The 15,634-nt window shown below is 72.4% G+C and carries 17 protein-coding genes; 8 read left to right on the top strand and 9 right to left on the bottom strand.

Annotated features, from left to right (window positions below; genetic code table 11):
- Window positions 1-31: 31 nt before the first annotated feature.
- Window positions 32-925 carry a hypothetical protein gene (locus ACH4FX_RS00175; RefSeq protein ID WP_398473947.1) on the bottom strand — a complete coding sequence of 298 codons (894 nt, stop codon included), beginning with the start codon at window positions 923-925 and terminating at the stop codon, window positions 32-34.
- 161 nt (window positions 926-1,086) lie between these two features.
- Here ACH4FX_RS00175 and ACH4FX_RS00180 point away from each other — a divergent pair, with 161 nt between their 5' ends.
- Window positions 1,087-2,280, top strand: a complete 1,194-nt coding sequence (locus tag ACH4FX_RS00180; RefSeq protein ID WP_398473948.1) for an RtcB family protein — start codon at window positions 1,087-1,089, stop codon at window positions 2,278-2,280.
- 126 nt (window positions 2,281-2,406) lie between these two features.
- Here the strand turns inward: ACH4FX_RS00180 and ACH4FX_RS00185 are convergent, their stop codons facing one another.
- The 5 genes from ACH4FX_RS00185 to ACH4FX_RS00205 form a co-directional block, all read right to left on the bottom strand.
- Window positions 2,407-2,823 (bottom strand): RNHCP domain-containing protein, encoded by a 417-nt coding sequence (locus ACH4FX_RS00185; protein WP_398473949.1) that lies wholly within the window; start codon window positions 2,821-2,823, stop codon window positions 2,407-2,409.
- Between the two features lie 16 nt (window positions 2,824-2,839).
- On the bottom strand, window positions 2,840-3,220 hold the full coding sequence (locus ACH4FX_RS00190) for an RNHCP domain-containing protein (RefSeq protein ID WP_398474559.1): 381 nt from the start codon (window positions 3,218-3,220) through the stop codon (window positions 2,840-2,842).
- A gap of 385 nt (window positions 3,221-3,605) precedes the next feature.
- Complete coding sequence (locus tag ACH4FX_RS00195) at window positions 3,606-4,388, bottom strand: SDR family NAD(P)-dependent oxidoreductase (protein WP_398473950.1); 783 nt, start codon at window positions 4,386-4,388, stop codon at window positions 3,606-3,608.
- 61 nt (window positions 4,389-4,449) lie between these two features.
- Window positions 4,450-4,785: a YnfA family protein gene (locus ACH4FX_RS00200; RefSeq protein ID WP_398473951.1), complete on the bottom strand. Its 336-nt coding sequence runs from the start codon at window positions 4,783-4,785 to the stop codon at window positions 4,450-4,452.
- A gap of 938 nt (window positions 4,786-5,723) precedes the next feature.
- Window positions 5,724-7,253: an FAD-dependent monooxygenase gene (locus tag ACH4FX_RS00205; protein ID WP_398473952.1), complete on the bottom strand. Its 1,530-nt coding sequence runs from the start codon at window positions 7,251-7,253 to the stop codon at window positions 5,724-5,726.
- Between the two features lie 100 nt (window positions 7,254-7,353).
- Here ACH4FX_RS00205 and ACH4FX_RS00210 point away from each other — a divergent pair, with 100 nt between their 5' ends.
- The 3 genes from ACH4FX_RS00210 (at window position 7,354) to ACH4FX_RS00220 (ending at window position 9,410) form a co-directional block, all read left to right on the top strand.
- Window positions 7,354-7,992 carry a TetR family transcriptional regulator gene (locus ACH4FX_RS00210; protein WP_398473953.1) on the top strand — a complete coding sequence of 213 codons (639 nt, stop codon included), beginning with the start codon at window positions 7,354-7,356 and terminating at the stop codon, window positions 7,990-7,992.
- Between the two features lie 132 nt (window positions 7,993-8,124).
- Window positions 8,125-8,631, top strand: a complete 507-nt coding sequence (locus ACH4FX_RS00215; protein WP_398473954.1) for a cupin domain-containing protein — start codon at window positions 8,125-8,127, stop codon at window positions 8,629-8,631.
- Window positions 8,628-9,410, top strand: a complete 783-nt coding sequence (locus ACH4FX_RS00220; protein ID WP_398473955.1) for an SDR family NAD(P)-dependent oxidoreductase — start codon at window positions 8,628-8,630, stop codon at window positions 9,408-9,410. The genes ACH4FX_RS00215 and ACH4FX_RS00220 overlap by 4 nt, the downstream gene beginning before the upstream one ends.
- Before the next feature lie 73 nt (window positions 9,411-9,483).
- Here the strand turns inward: ACH4FX_RS00220 and ACH4FX_RS00225 are convergent, their stop codons facing one another.
- The 3 genes from ACH4FX_RS00225 to ACH4FX_RS00235 form a co-directional block, all read right to left on the bottom strand.
- On the bottom strand, window positions 9,484-9,711 hold the full coding sequence (locus ACH4FX_RS00225; RefSeq protein WP_398473956.1) for a hypothetical protein: 228 nt from the start codon (window positions 9,709-9,711) through the stop codon (window positions 9,484-9,486).
- Between the two features lie 54 nt (window positions 9,712-9,765).
- Window positions 9,766-10,278 carry an STAS domain-containing protein gene (locus ACH4FX_RS00230; RefSeq protein ID WP_398473957.1) on the bottom strand — a complete coding sequence of 171 codons (513 nt, stop codon included), beginning with the start codon at window positions 10,276-10,278 and terminating at the stop codon, window positions 9,766-9,768.
- Window positions 10,279-10,624: 346 nt separating this feature from the next.
- On the bottom strand, window positions 10,625-11,176 hold the full coding sequence (locus tag ACH4FX_RS00235; RefSeq protein ID WP_398473958.1) for a hypothetical protein: 552 nt from the start codon (window positions 11,174-11,176) through the stop codon (window positions 10,625-10,627).
- A gap of 270 nt (window positions 11,177-11,446) precedes the next feature.
- On the opposite strand from ACH4FX_RS00235, the gene hemL reads away from it, so the two are divergent.
- The 4 genes from hemL to ACH4FX_RS00255 all read left to right on the top strand — a co-directional run bounded on the left by hemL (window position 11,447) and on the right by ACH4FX_RS00255 (window position 15,631).
- Complete coding sequence (gene hemL, locus ACH4FX_RS00240; protein WP_398473959.1) at window positions 11,447-12,754, top strand: glutamate-1-semialdehyde 2,1-aminomutase; 1,308 nt, start codon at window positions 11,447-11,449, stop codon at window positions 12,752-12,754.
- 38 nt (window positions 12,755-12,792) lie between these two features.
- A complete protein-coding gene (locus ACH4FX_RS00245; RefSeq protein WP_398473960.1) occupies window positions 12,793-13,473 on the top strand; it encodes a histidine phosphatase family protein in 681 nt (226 codons plus the stop codon).
- A 186-nt stretch (window positions 13,474-13,659) separates the two neighbouring features.
- Window positions 13,660-14,877: a hypothetical protein gene (locus tag ACH4FX_RS00250; RefSeq protein WP_398473961.1), complete on the top strand. Its 1,218-nt coding sequence runs from the start codon at window positions 13,660-13,662 to the stop codon at window positions 14,875-14,877.
- Between the two features lie 139 nt (window positions 14,878-15,016).
- Window positions 15,017-15,631, top strand: a complete 615-nt coding sequence (locus ACH4FX_RS00255; RefSeq protein ID WP_398473962.1) for a TlpA family protein disulfide reductase — start codon at window positions 15,017-15,019, stop codon at window positions 15,629-15,631.
- Window positions 15,632-15,634 lie beyond the last annotated feature (3 nt).

The raw sequence follows: 15,634 nt of genomic DNA on the forward strand, positions 1-15,634 counted from the left end.
ATTCGTGACGTTACTCGCCGGACAAACCGGACTATTCGTTGAAGCGGTCGGCCAGCTCCTGGGCCAGCGCCTGGGCCTTGTCCTGGAGGTCCTTGCTGTCGGGCAGCGCCGCCTTGTCGGCCGACCACTGGTCGTAGGCGATGGTCACGATGACGTTCGAGGAGCGGAAGACGATCGTCACATCGCGGTGCACCCCGCTGTCCGCGGTGATCAGCTTGTCGTTGAGGAACGCGGCGTCGCCGAGGCCGTCCAGGACGCGCGGGGCGGTGTCGGGGCCGGGCGTCGCGCTCGGGCCCGTGCTAGGCGGGCCGGTCGGGGAACCGGTGGGGGCGGGGGACGCCTTGCCGCCGTCGGTGACCTTGCCGGTGCCCGCGTCGTCCCCGGGCTTCTGGTCCCCGGGCTTCTGGTTCCCGGTTTCGCCCTTGCCGTCGCCGGGAGAGGGCTTCGCGGAGCCCGTCCCGGCCGGCAGCTGGGCGGCCAGCTCCTTCTTCCCGTAGACGTTCTGCGCCTTGTCGTCGTCGCTGACCGCCGGGTCGTAGGAGACCACCCGCTCGAAGTCGAGGCGGAGGTGGCGGGTGCCGTCCGGGGCCTCGCGCTTCCAGCGGCAGCCGACGCGCCGGTCCGTGTCGTACGTGATGTCGGCGGTGCCCGCGTAGACCTTCTCGGCGTCCTGCGGGCTCTCCGGGCCCGTGCTGCCGGGCGGCAGCAGCCGGCGCAGCGTGTTCTTGGAGGGCAGGCCGCAGGGCTCGGGGAGCGTCTTGTACTTGCCCGGCTCGGCGGACTGCGTGGTGGCGGCCGTGTCGCCGCTCTTGGTGTCGTCGGCGGCGCTGTCGGAGCCGGAGCCGCCGGTGCAGGAGGTGAGCGTGGCGGCCAGCGCTGCCGCGGTCGCCAGCGCGGCACCCGGTACGAACGACCTTCGCTGCACCGTAACCGGCTCCTTCCGTAGGAAATCTGGTTGCCGCGGCCAGGCGGCCGGTGGACACAATGTCTATCGCACGTTCTGCCGCGGACGCCGGTTCCCTGTCCTTGATCAGGCTTCTTGTCCGGCTTTTGCTATTTATTGTTTTTCGGGGGAATGAGGAAGTTATGGCGTACACCGAAGTGCCCGGAGCGAAGGTTCCGATCCGGATGTGGGCGGATCCGTCCACGGTCGAGGGCCAGGCCATGCAGCAGCTGCGCAACGTGGCCACCTTGCCATGGATCAAGGGCCTGGCCGTGATGCCGGACGTGCATTACGGCAAGGGTGCGACGGTCGGGTCGGTGATCGCCATGCACGGAGCGGTCTGCCCGGCGGCCGTCGGTGTCGACATCGGGTGCGGGATGAGCGCCGTGCGGACCTCGCTGACCGCGGGCGACCTCCCCGACGACCTGTCCCGGCTCCGCTCGAAGATCGAGGAGGCCATCCCGGTCGGGCGGGCCATGCACGACGACCCGGTGCACCCGGACCGGCTGCACGGCCTGGCGACCAGCGGCTGGGACGACTTCTGGAGCCGGTTCGACGGGGTCGCGGAAGCGGTCAGGTTCCGGCAGGACCGTGCCGTCAAGCAGATGGGTTCGCTCGGCGGCGGCAACCACTTCATCGAATTCTGTCTCGACGAGTCCGGCTCGGTGTGGCTCATGCTGCACTCCGGCTCCCGCAACATCGGCAAGGAGCTGGCCGACTTCCACATCGGCCAGGCGCAGAAGCTGCCGCACAACCAGGGCCTGGTCGACCGCGACCTGGCGGTCTTCATCGCGGACACCCCGCAGATGGCGGCGTACCGCAACGACCTCTTCTGGGCCCAGGAGTACGCCAAGCACAACCGCGCGATCATGATGGCGCTCTTCCAGGACGTGGTCCGCAAGGAGTTCAGGAAGGCCAAGCCGACGTTCGAGCCGGTGATCTCCTGCCACCACAACTACGTGGCGGAGGAGCGGTACGACGGCATGGACCTGCTGGTCACCCGCAAGGGCGCGATCCGGGCCGGAAACGGTGAGTACGGGATCATCCCGGGGTCGATGGGCACCGGTTCGTACATCGTCAAGGGCCTCGGGAACCCGGCGTCCTTCAACTCCGCCTCGCACGGCGCGGGCCGGAAGATGAGCCGGAACGCGGCGAAGAAGCGGTTCACCGCGCGGGACCTGGAAGAGCAGACGCGGGGTGTGGAGTGCCGCAAGGACTCCGGCGTGGTGGACGAGATCCCGGGGGCGTACAAGCCGATCGAGAAGGTGATCGAGCAGCAGCGGGACCTGGTGGAGGTCGTGGCCAAGCTCAAGCAGGTGGTGTGCGTCAAGGGCTGACGCCGCGCACGGCCGGTCCGCGGCCCCGGACGGCTTCCCGCCGGTCCGGGGCCGCGGCGTCACAGGGGGAGTACGGGCCGGAGCCCCGGGCCGGTCATCAGGTGACCGGTCCGGGGCTCCGGTGTGTCACAGGCTGATCAGCGCCCGTACGGGCCTGCTCGTGTCGGCCAGCGGACGGACCGCCAGCCGTACCAGCGCCAGGGCGTTGTCGTCGCCCGCCGGCCGGTTGGCGCTCAGGACACCGCAGGCCAGGCACTGGTGGATCAGCAGCCACTCCCCGTCCGGCCGGGTGGCCAGGCACAGGACCCGCATCCGGCCGCCGCAGTCCGCGGCCCGGTCGCCCGGGACGCGGCCGTCCACGTGCCGGCTGGCCAGGCAGTGCGGGCAGTGGTTGCGGTGGGCGGTGCCCGGGGCGGTCAGCGGGACCGCGAGGCGGCATTCGACGCAGCGGAACGCGTCCCCCGACGCGCCGCCCGGCCCGTGGAGCACGTCCTTGGGCCGCTGGGCGCGGCGCTGCTGCCGGGGTGTACGGCGGCGTGGCACGGTCTCGTCCCCCCGCTCACAGATCGCCGAACGCTTCGAGCGGGAACGGCGGCTGGGCCAGCGGCCGGACCGCCATCCGCATCAGGATCAGCTGGTTGTCGTCCGGGGAGACCGGGTTGGAGGTCAGCTCGTCACAGCGGGTGCAGCGGTGCACGACCATCCAGTCGTCGGTGCGCAGCACCGCGATGGCGATGGGCGACATCCGGCCCCGGCACGTGGACGGGCCGCCCTCGACGGCGTCGTGCACATGCTGCGAGTGGAGGCAGCTGGGGCAGTGGTTGCGGCGGTGGCCGCCGGGGTCGAGCGTGGTGACGGTCAGGCCGCACCGTACGCAGGTGAAGGTGTCGGTGCGCGGGAGCGGCTTCGAACGGTGTGGACTGTTGGGGCTGTTGGACAGCACTCGGGGACTCCTTGCCGGAACGTGTCGGGATGGCAGCGGGAGCAGGCCGAGCGGCCTCGGTCGTACGGGCAGCGGGCGGCACCGCCGGAGGCGGGTGCGGCCGGGCCGTGCCGGCGGAGCGGACGACGGCCGAAGACGGCGAAGGTCAGCGGCGGGTTTCGTCCGCGCGGTGGTGAGGCGCGCTCAGCGCCGGCCGGGGCATAGACACTGCTTTCCAGGGCGGGGCCCGAGTGAGGGGGCAGGCGCGGGACACGCGCCTGCGACGACGCGGGAAACGGTACGGGCGGGGACGGCCACGGCGCCAACGGTTTTTCGGGGCGGCGTCCGGGTGCGGAGCCGTCGCCGCCCCGGCAGGGCGCCGGGGCGGCGACGCACCCGGCGGTCAGGAGGTGCGGTGCACCTTGTGGTTGGCGGCCTGGGCGCGCGGGCGGACGACGAGGAGGTCGATGTTGACGTGGGCGGGGCGGGTGACGGCCCAGCCGATGGTGTCGGCGACGTCCTCGGCGGTCAGCGGCTCGGCGACGCCCTCGTAGACCTTGGCGGCCTTGGCGGTGTCGCCGCGGAAGCGGGTGGTGGCGAACTCGTCCGTCCTGACCATGCCGGGGGCGATCTCGATGACGCGTACGGGCTCGCCGCACAGCTCCAGCCGGAGCGTTTCGGCGATGACGTGCGCGCCGTGCTTGGCGGCGACGTAGCCACCGCCGCCCTCATAGGTGCCGTGGCCCGCCGTCGAGGAGACGACGACCACCGTGCCGTCGCCGGAGGCGGTCAGGGCGGGCAGCAGGGCCTGCGTGGCGTGCAGCACGCCGAGGACGTTGACCTCGTACATCGTGCGCCAGTCGGCCGGGTCGCCGGTGGCGACGGGGTCCGCGCCCAGGGCCCCGCCGGCGTTGTTGACCAGCACGTCCACCGAGTCGTAGCGCTCCTGGAGGTGGGCGGCGAAGGCGTCCACCGCGGCGCGGTCGGTGACGTCGAGCCGGTACGCCTCGGCGTCGGGCAGTTCGGCGGCCAGCGCCTCGATGCGGTCCGCGCGGCGGGCGGCGAGGACGACGCGGTAGCCGTCCGCGGCCAGCCGGCGGGCGGTCGCGGCGCCGATGCCGCTGCTGGCTCCGGTGACCACGGCGGTACGGGTACGGGCGGCGGGCGCGTCGGGTACGGCGGTCATGCGGCGGCTCCTCGGGCACTGCGGGCGTCGGGCGGGGTGCGTACGCAGGATATGCGCGCGGTCAGCGGCTCCTGGGCGCGTACATGATCACGGCCATTCCGGCCAGGCAGATCAGCGCGCCGGCCACGTCCCAGCGATCGGGCCGGTAGCCGTCCGCGACCATGCCCCAGGCCAGCGACCCGGCGACGAAGACGCCCCCGTACGCGGCGAGGATGCGGCCGAAGTCGGCGTCCGGCTGGAGCGTGGCCACGAAGCCGTACGCGCCGAGCGCGAGCACGCCCGCGCCGATCCACAGCCAGCCGCGGTGCTCGCGCACGCCCTGCCAGACGAGCCAGGCGCCGCCGATCTCGAACAGGGCGGCGAGGACGAACAGGGCGACGGAGCGGGTGATCAGCATGGGCAACAGGGTAGGGAGGGCGGGTCCCGCGGGGGCGGTGCGGCCGGTGGTGGTCGCCGGGGCGCGGGGCCGTTGTCAGTGGTGTGTGAGAGCTTCGGGACATGCTCGTCGAACGCGCGTACGCGGACCGCTCCGAGGGGGCGGCGGGGGAGACCGGGGAGGACCGGCCCTGGACGGTTGTGCGCGGGTGCCGGTTGGTCGCGGACGGGCTGATATCCGGCGCGCCGGTCCCCTTCCCCGTGGGTGGGGGCGGGTCGGTGCATCGACGCTGGCAGGGGCCTTGAAGGAGGGTTCCGGCCGCGATGCGCACTGCGGCCCGACCGGTTATGGGTACGCCGGTCCGCGTACGCCGTCCACCCCGCGCGAGCCATGTCTTTCGCCCCGGAGCGGCGGTCCCGCTGCACGGTTCACGCACCCGCCGGGAAAAGGGCCGGAAGCGGGCGTTGACGGAAAAGGAAAACGCTCCGGAGACGGCCGCTGCATGAAGCGCGAACCACTGGCCAAAAACCGTACGGTGCGTCACATCCCCTGGCCGGGCCCCTTGTCATGAGACATGCGCCTCCTTAGATTCCCCTTTTACCGGGGGACGTAACACTGATCGGCGGACGGCGGAGCAGCGGGAAAACGCAGCTTTTCGTTGATCGGTGCATAACTGGTGGCCCACCCCGAATTCCGCGGCGTTACCGGAGTACCCGGCGTATCCCGTGGTGTCCCGGGGAGCGGTTCCACCTCCCATCACGTGACGACCGCACCGGACTTCGGTGGCGGGCGGCGCGGCCGGGCAGCTGCGGGATCCGGTCCGGCGCCGCCGGGCCCGGCAAGCGTCCGGCCGCCCGGCCCGGGGACGGCCGGACGGCCGGACGGCGCGGGCCCGGCCCCCGTTCATGGCCGGGGGCCGGGCCCGCGCGGGCCGCGCCGGGTGCGCGAGGGCGTGGTGGTCACGGCCGGGCGGCGGTGCGGGTCGCGGCCCGGCCGGCCCCGGTCCAGCGGGCCAGCGCGCCGCGCAGCGACTCGGCGCGCACGTCCGGGTCGGCGGCGTCGGTGGCCCAGGCGATGTAGCCGTCGGGACGGACGAGCAGCGCGGTGCGCCGGGCGCTCTCCCAGGAGGCCCGGACGAGGTGGGGGCCGGCCGCCGGAACCTGCTCGTCCGCCGGAGTGACCAGGACGAACGTGCCGCCCCGCAGCGCCTCGTACAGCCGGGTGCCGCCCGCCAGCCGCAGGTCGGGGGCGCGCTTGCCCACGAGCGGGTGGGCGCCGCGCTCCGCCCCGTACGAGATGGAGATGCCGCTGATCATCCCTATCGCGCGGTCGGCCAGCGGCGGCGCGCTGTTGAGCACCTGGGCGGCCAGTGCGCGCAGCGCCCGCTGCGGTGCGGTGCGCAGCTGCGCCATCCGGATGATCGCGCCGCTGCTGCGCAGCACCATCCGGCCCACCGGGTGGCGTTCGCCGTGGTAGCTGTCCAGCAGGCTGTCGGGCGCGTCGCCGCGCAGCACGGCGGCCAGCTTCCAGCTGAGGTTGGCGGCGTCCTGGAGCCCGGTGTTCATGCCCTGGCCGCCGGCCGGGGAGTGGACGTGCGCGGCGTCGCCGGCGACGAAGGCGCGGCCGACGCGGTACCGGGGCACCTGGCGCTCGTCGCTGTGGAAGCGGGAGGACCACCGCACGTCGTGCATCCCGTAGTCGCTGCCGAGGGCGAGGCGCATGTACGTGCGGATCTCGTCGGGTTCGACGGGGGTGTCCTCGGGGATCTGCCGGTGCCGGTCCCAGCCGATGACGCGGTACCAGCCGTCGCCGAAGTTGCCGATGAGCGCGAAGGCGTCGGCGGTGGCGTTGGCGACCAGCGGGACGGCGGGCCGCTCGTCGAGCCGTACGTCGGCGAGCACGACGGAGCGGACCACGGACCGGCCGGGGAACGGCAGGCCGAGGGCCTCGCGCACGGTGCTGCGCACACCGTCCGTGCCCACGAGGTAGGACGCGCGGTACGTGGTGGCGCCGTCCTCCTCCTGTACGTGGACGTCCACACCGTCGGCGTCCTGGTCCAGCCCGGTCACACGGGCCCCGTACCGGAAGGTGACACCGGCCTTCTGCGCGCGCCGCTCCAGCAGCCGCTCCACCTCGAACTGCGGGGTGATCAGCACGAACGGGAAGCGGGTGGGCAGCCGCGCCGGTTCCAGGACCGCGCCGGCCAGGAGCTGGATGCTGGGCAGCGGGTGGCCGCCCGCGACGAGTTCGTCGGCGAGGCCGCGGGCGTCGAGCTGTTCGAGGCTGCGGGCGTGCACGGCCAGCGAGCGGGTGAGGTTGCTGATGCCGGGGGCGCGGCGCTCCAGCAGCGTGACGCGCAGGCCGGCGACGGCGAGGTCCCCGGCGAGCAGCAGTCCGGTGGGGCCGGCGCCGACGACGATGACGTCGGCGGCATCCCCGGCGCGGGCGGGGGAGTGGTGGTCGGTGGTTCCGGGCTTGCGGTGCTGCATGGCCGCCTCCAAATGCCAACAAGTGTTGGTCAACGCTTGTTGGCAACGATAGAACCGTCGTTGCTGGCGGGTCAACACCTGTTGGCCTACAGTCGTGGGCATGGCCGATACCGTCCCCTCCCAGCCGTCCTCCGAGCCGTCCGGCGCCCCCTCCGCCCCGCCGGCCTCCACGCCCGCGGCGGACCGCCCCCGCCGCTCCGACGCCACCCGCGCCGCGATCCTGGCCGCCGCCCGCGACCGCTTCGCCGCCGACGGTTACGAACGCGCCACCATCCGCGCCATCGCCAAGGACGCGGGCATCGACCCGTCGATGGTGATGCGCTACTACGGCAACAAGGCGGGCCTGTTCGCGGCGGCCTCCGAGATCGACCTGCGGCTGCCGGACCTGACGGCCGTACCGCGCGAGGAACTCGGCGCCCGGCTCGTGCGGCACTTCCTCGACCGCTGGGAGAACGACGAGACGCTGACCGGGATGGTGCGCGTCGCGGTCACCAACGAGGCGGGCGCCGAGCGGCTGCGCGGTGTCTTCACGGAGCAGATCAGACCGATGCTCGCGACCGTCTGCCCGCTCCCGGAGGAGGTTTCGGCCCGAGCGGCCCTGATCGGCTCCCAGCTGGTGGGCATCGGCATGCTGCGCTACGTGCTGTTCCTGCCGCCCGCGGTCCACCTCGCCCGCGAGGAGATCGTCGCCTGGCTGGCCCCCACCCTCCAGCGCTATCTGACCGCCGAGCACCCGTAGGGCGTGGCGTCGGACCCCGTCCGCCGCCCCGGCTTCCGTGATCTCCGGACGCGGCGCCGCCGCCGTGCCTACGGTGGTGGCCGTACCAGCCGTACGCACCGCCGTTCCCGCAGTGGACCGGGAAGGAGACGCATGGCCCGCCACACCCCCGTGTCACCGCCGTCACCCCAGGCGCTCGCCGAGTTCTACGGAATGGTGCCGCTGCCCAGGGAAGGCGGGCGCTACCGGCGCACCTGGGCGGGCCCTGAACGCCCCGACGGGCGGCCCGAGGGCTCCGCGATCGTCGTGCTGCTCACCGCGGAACCGGACGACTACAGCGCTCTGCACCGGCTGCCCACCGACGAGATCTGGCACTTCTACCTCGGCGACCCGCTCACGCTGCTCCTCCTGGAGCCGTCCGGCGACAGCCGTACGGTCGTCCTCGGCCCGGATGTCCTGGGCGGTCAGCACGTCCAGTTCACGGTGCCCGCCGGCACGTGGATGGCCGCCGAGGTCGCCGACGGCGGTGCCTGGTCGCTCTTCGGCTGCACCATGGCGCCGGGCTTCACCTTCGACGACTACGAGCACGGGGACGCCGCCGAACTGGCCGCGCGCTATCCCCAGGAGGCGGCGCGGATCACCGCGCTGTGCCGCCCGTGAGCGCGCCCGACGGCAGCGCACTGCCGTCCCTCGCGGGTCAGGTGGCCCTGGTGACCGGCGCGGGCGGCTGCCTCGGCACCGGCATCGCACTGCGCTTCGCCGCCGCGGGCGCCGCGGTCGTCGCCCACTACCGTACGAACGCCACCGCCGCCGAAGCGCTCGTCGCCCGCATCGAGGAGCAGGGCGGCAGCGCGCTTGCCGTACAGGCCGATCTGTCGGCGGAGGAGGAGTGCCACCGCCTGGTGCGTACGGCGGCGGACTGGCGCGGCCGGCTCACCGCCCTGGTCAACAACGCGGGCGTACAGCCCGACCAGGATCTGGCGGCGATGACCGTCGCCGACTGGCGCGCGGTCAACGACACCAACGTCCTGAGCACCTTCGCCTGCACCCAGGCGGCGGCCGCGGTGATGCGGGACGGCGGCGGGGGGTCGGTCACCCACATCGCCTCCATCCAGGCGCACCAGCCCGCGGCCGGGCACGCCCACTACTGCGCGTCCAAGGCGGCCGTCGTGATGCACGCCCGCTCGGCCGCGCTGGAGTACGGGCCCGACGGCATCCGCGTCAACAGCGTCTCGCCGGGCCTGATCGACCGCGACGGGCTGGCGGAGGCCTGGCCCGAGGGCGTGACCCGCTACCGGCGGGCGGCCCCGGCCGGACGGCTGGGCCGCCCCGAGGACATCGGCGACGCGTGCGTCTTCCTCGCCTCGCCGATGGCCGCGTGGGTGACCGGCCACGACCTGGTGGTGGACGGCGGGGTGTCGGCCCGGCCGGCCTGGTGACCGCGCCCGCCGCGGGACCGTACCCGTCGGGTGACCGCCCGTCGGGTGACCGCGGTCATCCGGCGCCCGCGGCCTACTTGCCCTTCGCGGCGCCGCCGCGTTCCGCGCGGTAGCGCCGGTCCCAGCGGTCCTGGCGGATGCGGCGTTCCCGGTAGGCGCGGTACTCCGCGTCGTAGCCCAGGTAGCCCTGGCGGTAGCGCACGGCGAGGTAGACCAGGACGGCGGTGGCCACCCACCACACGGGATCGGCGAAACCGGCGGCGATCGTGATCAGCGACGAGACGAGAAGGAGCGGAAACACCGCGCACCTCCACAGGCGGCTCGGTGGTCGGAAGCGCTCCGCCCGGAACGCTTCCTAGGCCACGGCCCCCGCGGGCGGGCGGGGCGGGCCGACGGCGGTGGTCCCGGTCGCGGTGTCCAGGCCGGGGAAGACCGGAAGCAGCCGGTTCAGCCCACTGGTCTGCAACGCCGTGCGGGCGGCGGGACTCGGCAGGACCAGACGCAGGTCACCGCCCTGGGCGCGGGCCCGCCTGGCCGCGGCGACGAGCGGTCCGAGGGCGAGCGGGCAGCAGACGGTGACCTCGGACAGGTCGACGATCAACAGGCTGCCCGGGCCGCGGGGCAGGCGGCACAGGCGTTCGCGCAGGGTGGGCAGGGTGGCCAGGTCCATCTTCCCGCGCACGATGAGGACCGCGAAGTCCGGGTCCGCACCGCTGTTCGCGGGGGCCGGGTCCGGCGGGTGTGCCGGCTGTCCGTCCGGTACGGACGTCCGTTGTGCCGCGGACCGGGCACGGTGGCGGGGCGGTGGCATCCGCGAACCCACCGCGCCGACGCGGGGGAAGTCGAGGGATGTTCCGGGGTCTGCCATCACCCACGCGCCTCCTCGGTGCGGACGGGACTGCCACGCTGCCGGGGACTCGGGCTGCTCTTCCAGAGTAGTCCGGGGCGGGTGGCTCGAACAGCATGCGTGACCGATCCGAGCGGCATATGTGACCGACGGAGCGCGTACAGAATCGGAGTGACAGGGCGTCAGCCGCTACGGCGGCGCGCCGACGCGGGTGACACGCCGTCACCCCGCCGCCCGGTGTCGAGGCGTGGGTGCCGCCGTTGTGCCGTACCAGCGGGCCGTCCCGATGCCAGGTCGTAAGGCCGCGGGCGTCCCGTCCGCGGCCGGGACCCGCGGCCCCGGCCGCCCCGTCAGTGCGCCCCGCGCCTCACGGCCACACCAGGCAGTACGCCTGATGCCCCGCCTCGTGGAGACGGTGGGAGAAGTCCTGCCACTCGTGGAGCAGCTGGTAGACGGTGAAGGCGTCGCGGGGGCCGCCGCGGTCGGGGACCGTGGACCAGATGAAGGCCGCGGCGCCGACCGACTCCTCGCCGACGCCGCGCAGCGGGTCGACGACCGTCATGGGGAGCTTGACGACGGCGTAGTCGGGATGGAGGACGACCAGTTCGAGCGGGGGGACCTTGTGCAGCGGTATGCCTTCTATGCCGGTGAGGACCATCGCGGCCATCGTCTCCGGCTTGATCTTCGTGAACATGCCGCCCATGCCGAGCTCGTCGCCGCCCAGCTCCTCGGGCCGCATCGAGATCGGCACGCGCGCCGCCGTGGCACCGTTCGGCGCGCCGAAGTACTTGTACGTCACCCCCATGCGGCCGCCCCTGTTTCCCCCGCCCTTGGTCTCCTCGCGCCGGTGACGGCCCCGCTGGGCGCGCTCAGGTCCCCGGTCATCGGTGCCCTCGCCCAGTTCGCCACCGCGATGCATATCTCCACCCGACCACTCGCAGCCCCAGCCGCGCAACCCGATCATCGTCTCAGAGACCTCCCCCGTCACCGGCGCGCGAAACGCCCGGCCGCGCGCCCCCGTGCGCCTCTGAGACCATTGCTTGCGTGACTTACTCGTACGTTGCCCCAGTTTTGCAGACTCGCGGGGTCTGACACCTGGTCGAGAGCGAGCCGATTCCCGCTTCGCCGTCCGCCCGGGTGCCGCCGCCGGCCGTCGCCCCTTCCTACGTTTGTGCAGGTCAGGATCACAGTGCCTTTTCCCTATGAAGCCCCAGTTTCGCAGACGCTCTTCGACCGCGCGGCCGTTGTGACGCCGGGCGGGGTGAACTCCCCCGTGCGCGCGTTCCGCGCCGTGGGCGGTTCGCCCCGGTTCATGGTGTCCGGTACCGGTCCGTACCTCACCGACGCCGACGGACGCGAGTACGTCGACCTCGTGTGCTCGTGGGGCCCGATGATCCTCGGGCACGCGCACCCCGAGGTGATCGCCGCCGTCCAGGAGGCCGTCGCCCGCGGCACCTCCTTCGGCACGCCCGGCGAGGGCGAGGTCGAGCTCGCCGAGCAGATCGTGGAGCGGATCGACCCGGTCGAGCAGGTGCGCCTGGTCTCCTCCGGCACCGAGGCCACGATGTCCGCCATCCGGCTGGCGCGCGGCTTCACCGGCCGGGCCAAGGTCGTGAAGTTCGCCGGCTGCTACCACGGGCACGTGGACGCGCTGCTGGCCTCGGCCGGCTCCGGCGTCGCGACCTTCGGGCTGCCGGACACGCCCGGTGTCACGGGCGCGCAGGCCGGGGACACGATCGTGCTGCCGTACAACGACATCGAGGCCGTACGGGCCGCCTTCGCCGCGCACCCCGGCGAGATCGCCTGCGTGATCACCGAGGCGTCGCCCGGCAACATGGGCGTGGTCCCGCCGCTGCCCGGCTTCAACCAGGGCCTGAAGGACCTGTGCGCCGAGAACGGCGCGCTGTACATCTCCGACGAGGTCATGACCGGCTTCCGGGTCAGCCGCACCGGCTGGTACGGCATCGACGGCGTCCGGCCCGACCTGATGACCTTCGGCAAGGTCATGGGCGGCGGTTTCCCGGCCGCGGCGTTCGGCGGGCGCGCCGACGTGATGGCCCACCTCGCCCCGGCCGGCCCGGTCTACCAGGCGGGCACCCTGTCCGGTAACCCCGTCGCCACGGCCGCCGGCGTCGCCCAGCTCAAGCTGCTGGACCAGGCGGCGTACGACAAGGTGGACGCGGTCTCGGCCGAGGTGCGTGCGCTGGTCACCGGCGCCCTGACCGAGGCGGGCGTGGCGCACCGCCTCCAGGTCGCGGGCAACATGTTCTCGGTGTTCTTCACCGACCAGGACGTGACGGACTACGACGGGGCCAAGTCGCAGGAGTCCTTCCGCTTCACCGCCTTCTTCCACGCGATGCTCTCCCAGGGCGTGTACCTGCCGCCGTCCGCGTTCGAGTCCTGGTTCGTCTCGACCGCGCACGACGCGCGGGCGGTCGAGCGCATCGCCGCCGCCCTGCCGTCGGCCGCGCGCGCCGCCGCCGAAGCGGTCGCGTGAGCGGGGCGGGCGGCCCGGCGGACCGGAAGATGGGTGACATGAGCAGCGAAGACATCACCGTCGTCCACCTGATGCGGCACGGCGAGGTGCACAACCCCGAGGGCGTGCTGTACGGGCGGCGGCCCGGCTACCACCTCTCCGAGCTGGGCCGGAGCATGGCCGACCGGGTCGCCGAGCATCTGGCGGGCCGGGACGTCACGCATGTCGTGGCGTCCCCGCTGGAGCGGGCGCAGGAGACCGCGACGCCGATCGCCAAGGCGCACGGCCTCGACCTGGCCACCGACGAACGGCTGATAGAGGCGGCCAACGTCTTCGAGGGCAAGACCTTCGGGGTCGGCGACGGCGCGCTGAAGAAGCCCGGCAACTGGAAGTACCTGACCAACCCGTTCCGGCCGTCGTGGGGCGAGCCGTACCTGGAGCAGGTCGTACGGATGATGGCGGCGCTCGGCGCGGCGCGCGACGCGGCGCGGGGGCACGAGGCGGTGGCGGTCAGCCACCAGCTGCCGATCTGGGTGGTGCGCAGCTTCGCGGAGCGGCGGCGGCTGTGGCACGACCCGCGCAAGCGGCAGTGCACGCTCGCCTCGCTGACCTCGTTCACCTTCCGCGGGGACAAGATCATTTCGGTGGGGTACAGCGAGCCGGCACTCGATCTGGTGCCGGTGCACCTGCGGGCGGGCGCCAAGCCGCAGGCGGGCAAATCGAAGGCGTTCGGGGCGTGACGTCGGACCGGCTTTTCGCATCTTGTGATGTGAGGGACGCGAGAGGCCGGTGTGACGTGAGGTCACTGACGAGCAAAATAATTATTTTGAACCAATAGCCCGGAACCTCCGTGTTCGACAGAACCTCTTACTCCATGTCCGTTTATACGGATATTGAGTGTGACGAGTACGGATGGGGACGACGGTATGCGCGCGATCAGTCGGCGGAACCTGCTGGGCATGGGAGTGGGTGCGGCCGCGGCGCTCGGCGTCGCGGGCTGCTCCTCCGGCTCCGGTTCCGAGCCCGGCGGGGGCAAGAACACCGTGCAGGCCAAGGCCAAGCCGATCGGCGACGGGTCGACGGCGGACGCCGGGCCGCAGCCCAACCAGCCGGACAAGCCGCGCCGGCTGGAGCCGGGGGAGACCCCGCCGCAGTTCGTGATCTTCTCGTGGGACGGCGCGGGAGAGGTCGGCAACGGCCTCTTCCCGCGCTTCCGCAAGCTGGCCAAGGACCACAACGCGGCGATGACCTTCTTCCTCTCCGGGCTGTACTGCCTCCCGGAGTCGAAGAAGCACCTCTACCGTCCGCCGAACAACAAGGTCGGCGCCTCCGACATCGGCTACCTCTCCGACGAGCACATCAAGGCGACCCTGAAGAACGTGCGGGAGGCGTGGCTGGAGGGCCACGAGATCGGCACCCACTTCAACGGGCACTTCTGCGGCGAGGCCCGCACCTCGGTCAAGCACTGGACCCCGGCCCAGTGGCAGTCCGAGATCGACCAGGCCATGGACTTCGTCACCAAGTGGCGCACCAACACCGGCTTCACCGATCTGGAGCCGCTGCCCTTCGACTACAAGAAGGAGCTGGTCGGCGGCCGTACGCCGTGCCTGCTCGGCCAGGACAACCTGCTGCCCACCGCCAAGAAGCTGGGCTGGCGCTACGACGCCAGCTCGCCGGGCGGCGTACAGCGCTGGCCGAAGAAGAAGATGGGCCTGTGGGACTTCCCGCTCCAGCAGATACCGTTCCCCGGGCACCGCTTCGAGGTCCTCTCGATGGACTACAACATCCTCGCCAACCAGTCGAAGAACTCCACCAAGGGCCCGCCCGCCAACTACCCGGGCTGGCGCAAGGAGGCCACCGGCGCCTACATCAAGGGCTTCGAGCGGGCCTACGAGACCAACCGCGCGCCGCTGTTCGTCGGCAACCACTTCGAGCAGTGGAACGGCGGGATCTACATGGACGCCGTCGAGGAAGCGCTCAAGCACATCGCCGACGAGAAGCGCAAGGACGTGCGGCTGGTCTCCTTCCGCCAGTTCACCGACTGGCTGGACGCGCAGGACCCCAAGGTCGTGGCCAAGCTCCAGGGCCTGGGCGTGGGCCAGAAGCCGGCCGGCGGCTGGAAGGCGTTCCTCACGGGCGCCTGAGGGGTACGGGCCGGGGCGGCGCGCTCCGGCCCGTACGGCTCGCCCGGCACGGGCCGTCTGACGTGCCCGGACGTGCCCGGTACGGACCCGGCGAGGGGGGTGCGGAAGATCCGCAACCGCCCCATGCGAAACTTTTCACATGAGTGCCTGCCGCGTCCCCCGCCGACTCGCCAGTCGTCGCCGCACCGCCCTGCTCGCAGCAGGGGCCGCGCTCGCCGCGCTGTCGCTGAGCGCCTGTGGCGAAGGCACCTCGGGCGGTTCCGAACAGACCCAGTTCGTCGAGGGCAAGGACGGCGTCGCCACGGTCGCGAAGAAGGACCGCAAGCCCGTTCCCGACATCTCCGGCGAAACCACCCGCGGCGAGAAGCTGGACATCGCCGACTACAAGGGCAAGGTCGTCGTCCTCAACGTCTGGGGATCGTGGTGCGGCCCGTGCATCGCCGAAGCCGCCAACTTCGCCAAGGTCGCGAACGAGACCAAGGCCAAGGGCGTCCAGTTCATCGGCATCAACACCCGCGACTCGCAGAAGTCCCAGGCGGTCAGCTTCGAGGAACAGCACAAGATGCCGTACCCGAGCCTGTTCGACCCGACCGGCAAGCTGATGCTGCGCTTCCCCAAGGGCAGCCTCAACCCGCAGTCCATCCCCTCCACCATCGCCGTGGACCGCGAGGGGAAGATCGCGGCGCGGTCCATCGGCCCGCTCGGCGAGGACGAGCTGCGCAAGATGCTCCAGCCGCTGATCGACGAGAAGTGATCA

Source organism: Streptomyces sp. NPDC018019, from assembly GCF_044327805.1.
GTDB lineage: Bacteria > Actinomycetota > Actinomycetes > Streptomycetales > Streptomycetaceae > Streptomyces.

Excerpts from the sequence above, each read along its gene's own strand:
- ACH4FX_RS00235 (WP_398473958.1), bottom strand. The coding sequence starts at position 11,176 with ATGCATCGCGGTGGCGAACTGGGCGAGGGCACCGATGACCGGGGACCT.
- ACH4FX_RS00205 (WP_398473952.1), bottom strand. The coding sequence starts at position 7,253 with ATGCAGCACCGCAAGCCCGGAACCACCGACCACCACTCCCCCGCCCGC.
- ACH4FX_RS00245 (WP_398473960.1), top strand. The coding sequence starts at position 12,793 with ATGAGCAGCGAAGACATCACCGTCGTCCACCTGATGCGGCACGGCGAG.
- ACH4FX_RS00255 (WP_398473962.1), top strand. The coding sequence starts at position 15,017 with ATGAGTGCCTGCCGCGTCCCCCGCCGACTCGCCAGTCGTCGCCGCACC.
- ACH4FX_RS00195 (WP_398473950.1), bottom strand. The coding sequence starts at position 4,388 with ATGACCGCCGTACCCGACGCGCCCGCCGCCCGTACCCGTACCGCCGTG.
- ACH4FX_RS00180 (WP_398473948.1), top strand. The coding sequence starts at position 1,087 with ATGGCGTACACCGAAGTGCCCGGAGCGAAGGTTCCGATCCGGATGTGG.
- ACH4FX_RS00210 (WP_398473953.1), top strand. The coding sequence starts at position 7,354 with ATGGCCGATACCGTCCCCTCCCAGCCGTCCTCCGAGCCGTCCGGCGCC.
- ACH4FX_RS00215 (WP_398473954.1), top strand. The coding sequence starts at position 8,125 with ATGGCCCGCCACACCCCCGTGTCACCGCCGTCACCCCAGGCGCTCGCC.
- ACH4FX_RS00230 (WP_398473957.1), bottom strand. The coding sequence starts at position 10,278 with ATGGCAGACCCCGGAACATCCCTCGACTTCCCCCGCGTCGGCGCGGTG.
- ACH4FX_RS00200 (WP_398473951.1), bottom strand. The coding sequence starts at position 4,785 with ATGCTGATCACCCGCTCCGTCGCCCTGTTCGTCCTCGCCGCCCTGTTC.
- ACH4FX_RS00250 (WP_398473961.1), top strand. The coding sequence starts at position 13,660 with ATGCGCGCGATCAGTCGGCGGAACCTGCTGGGCATGGGAGTGGGTGCG.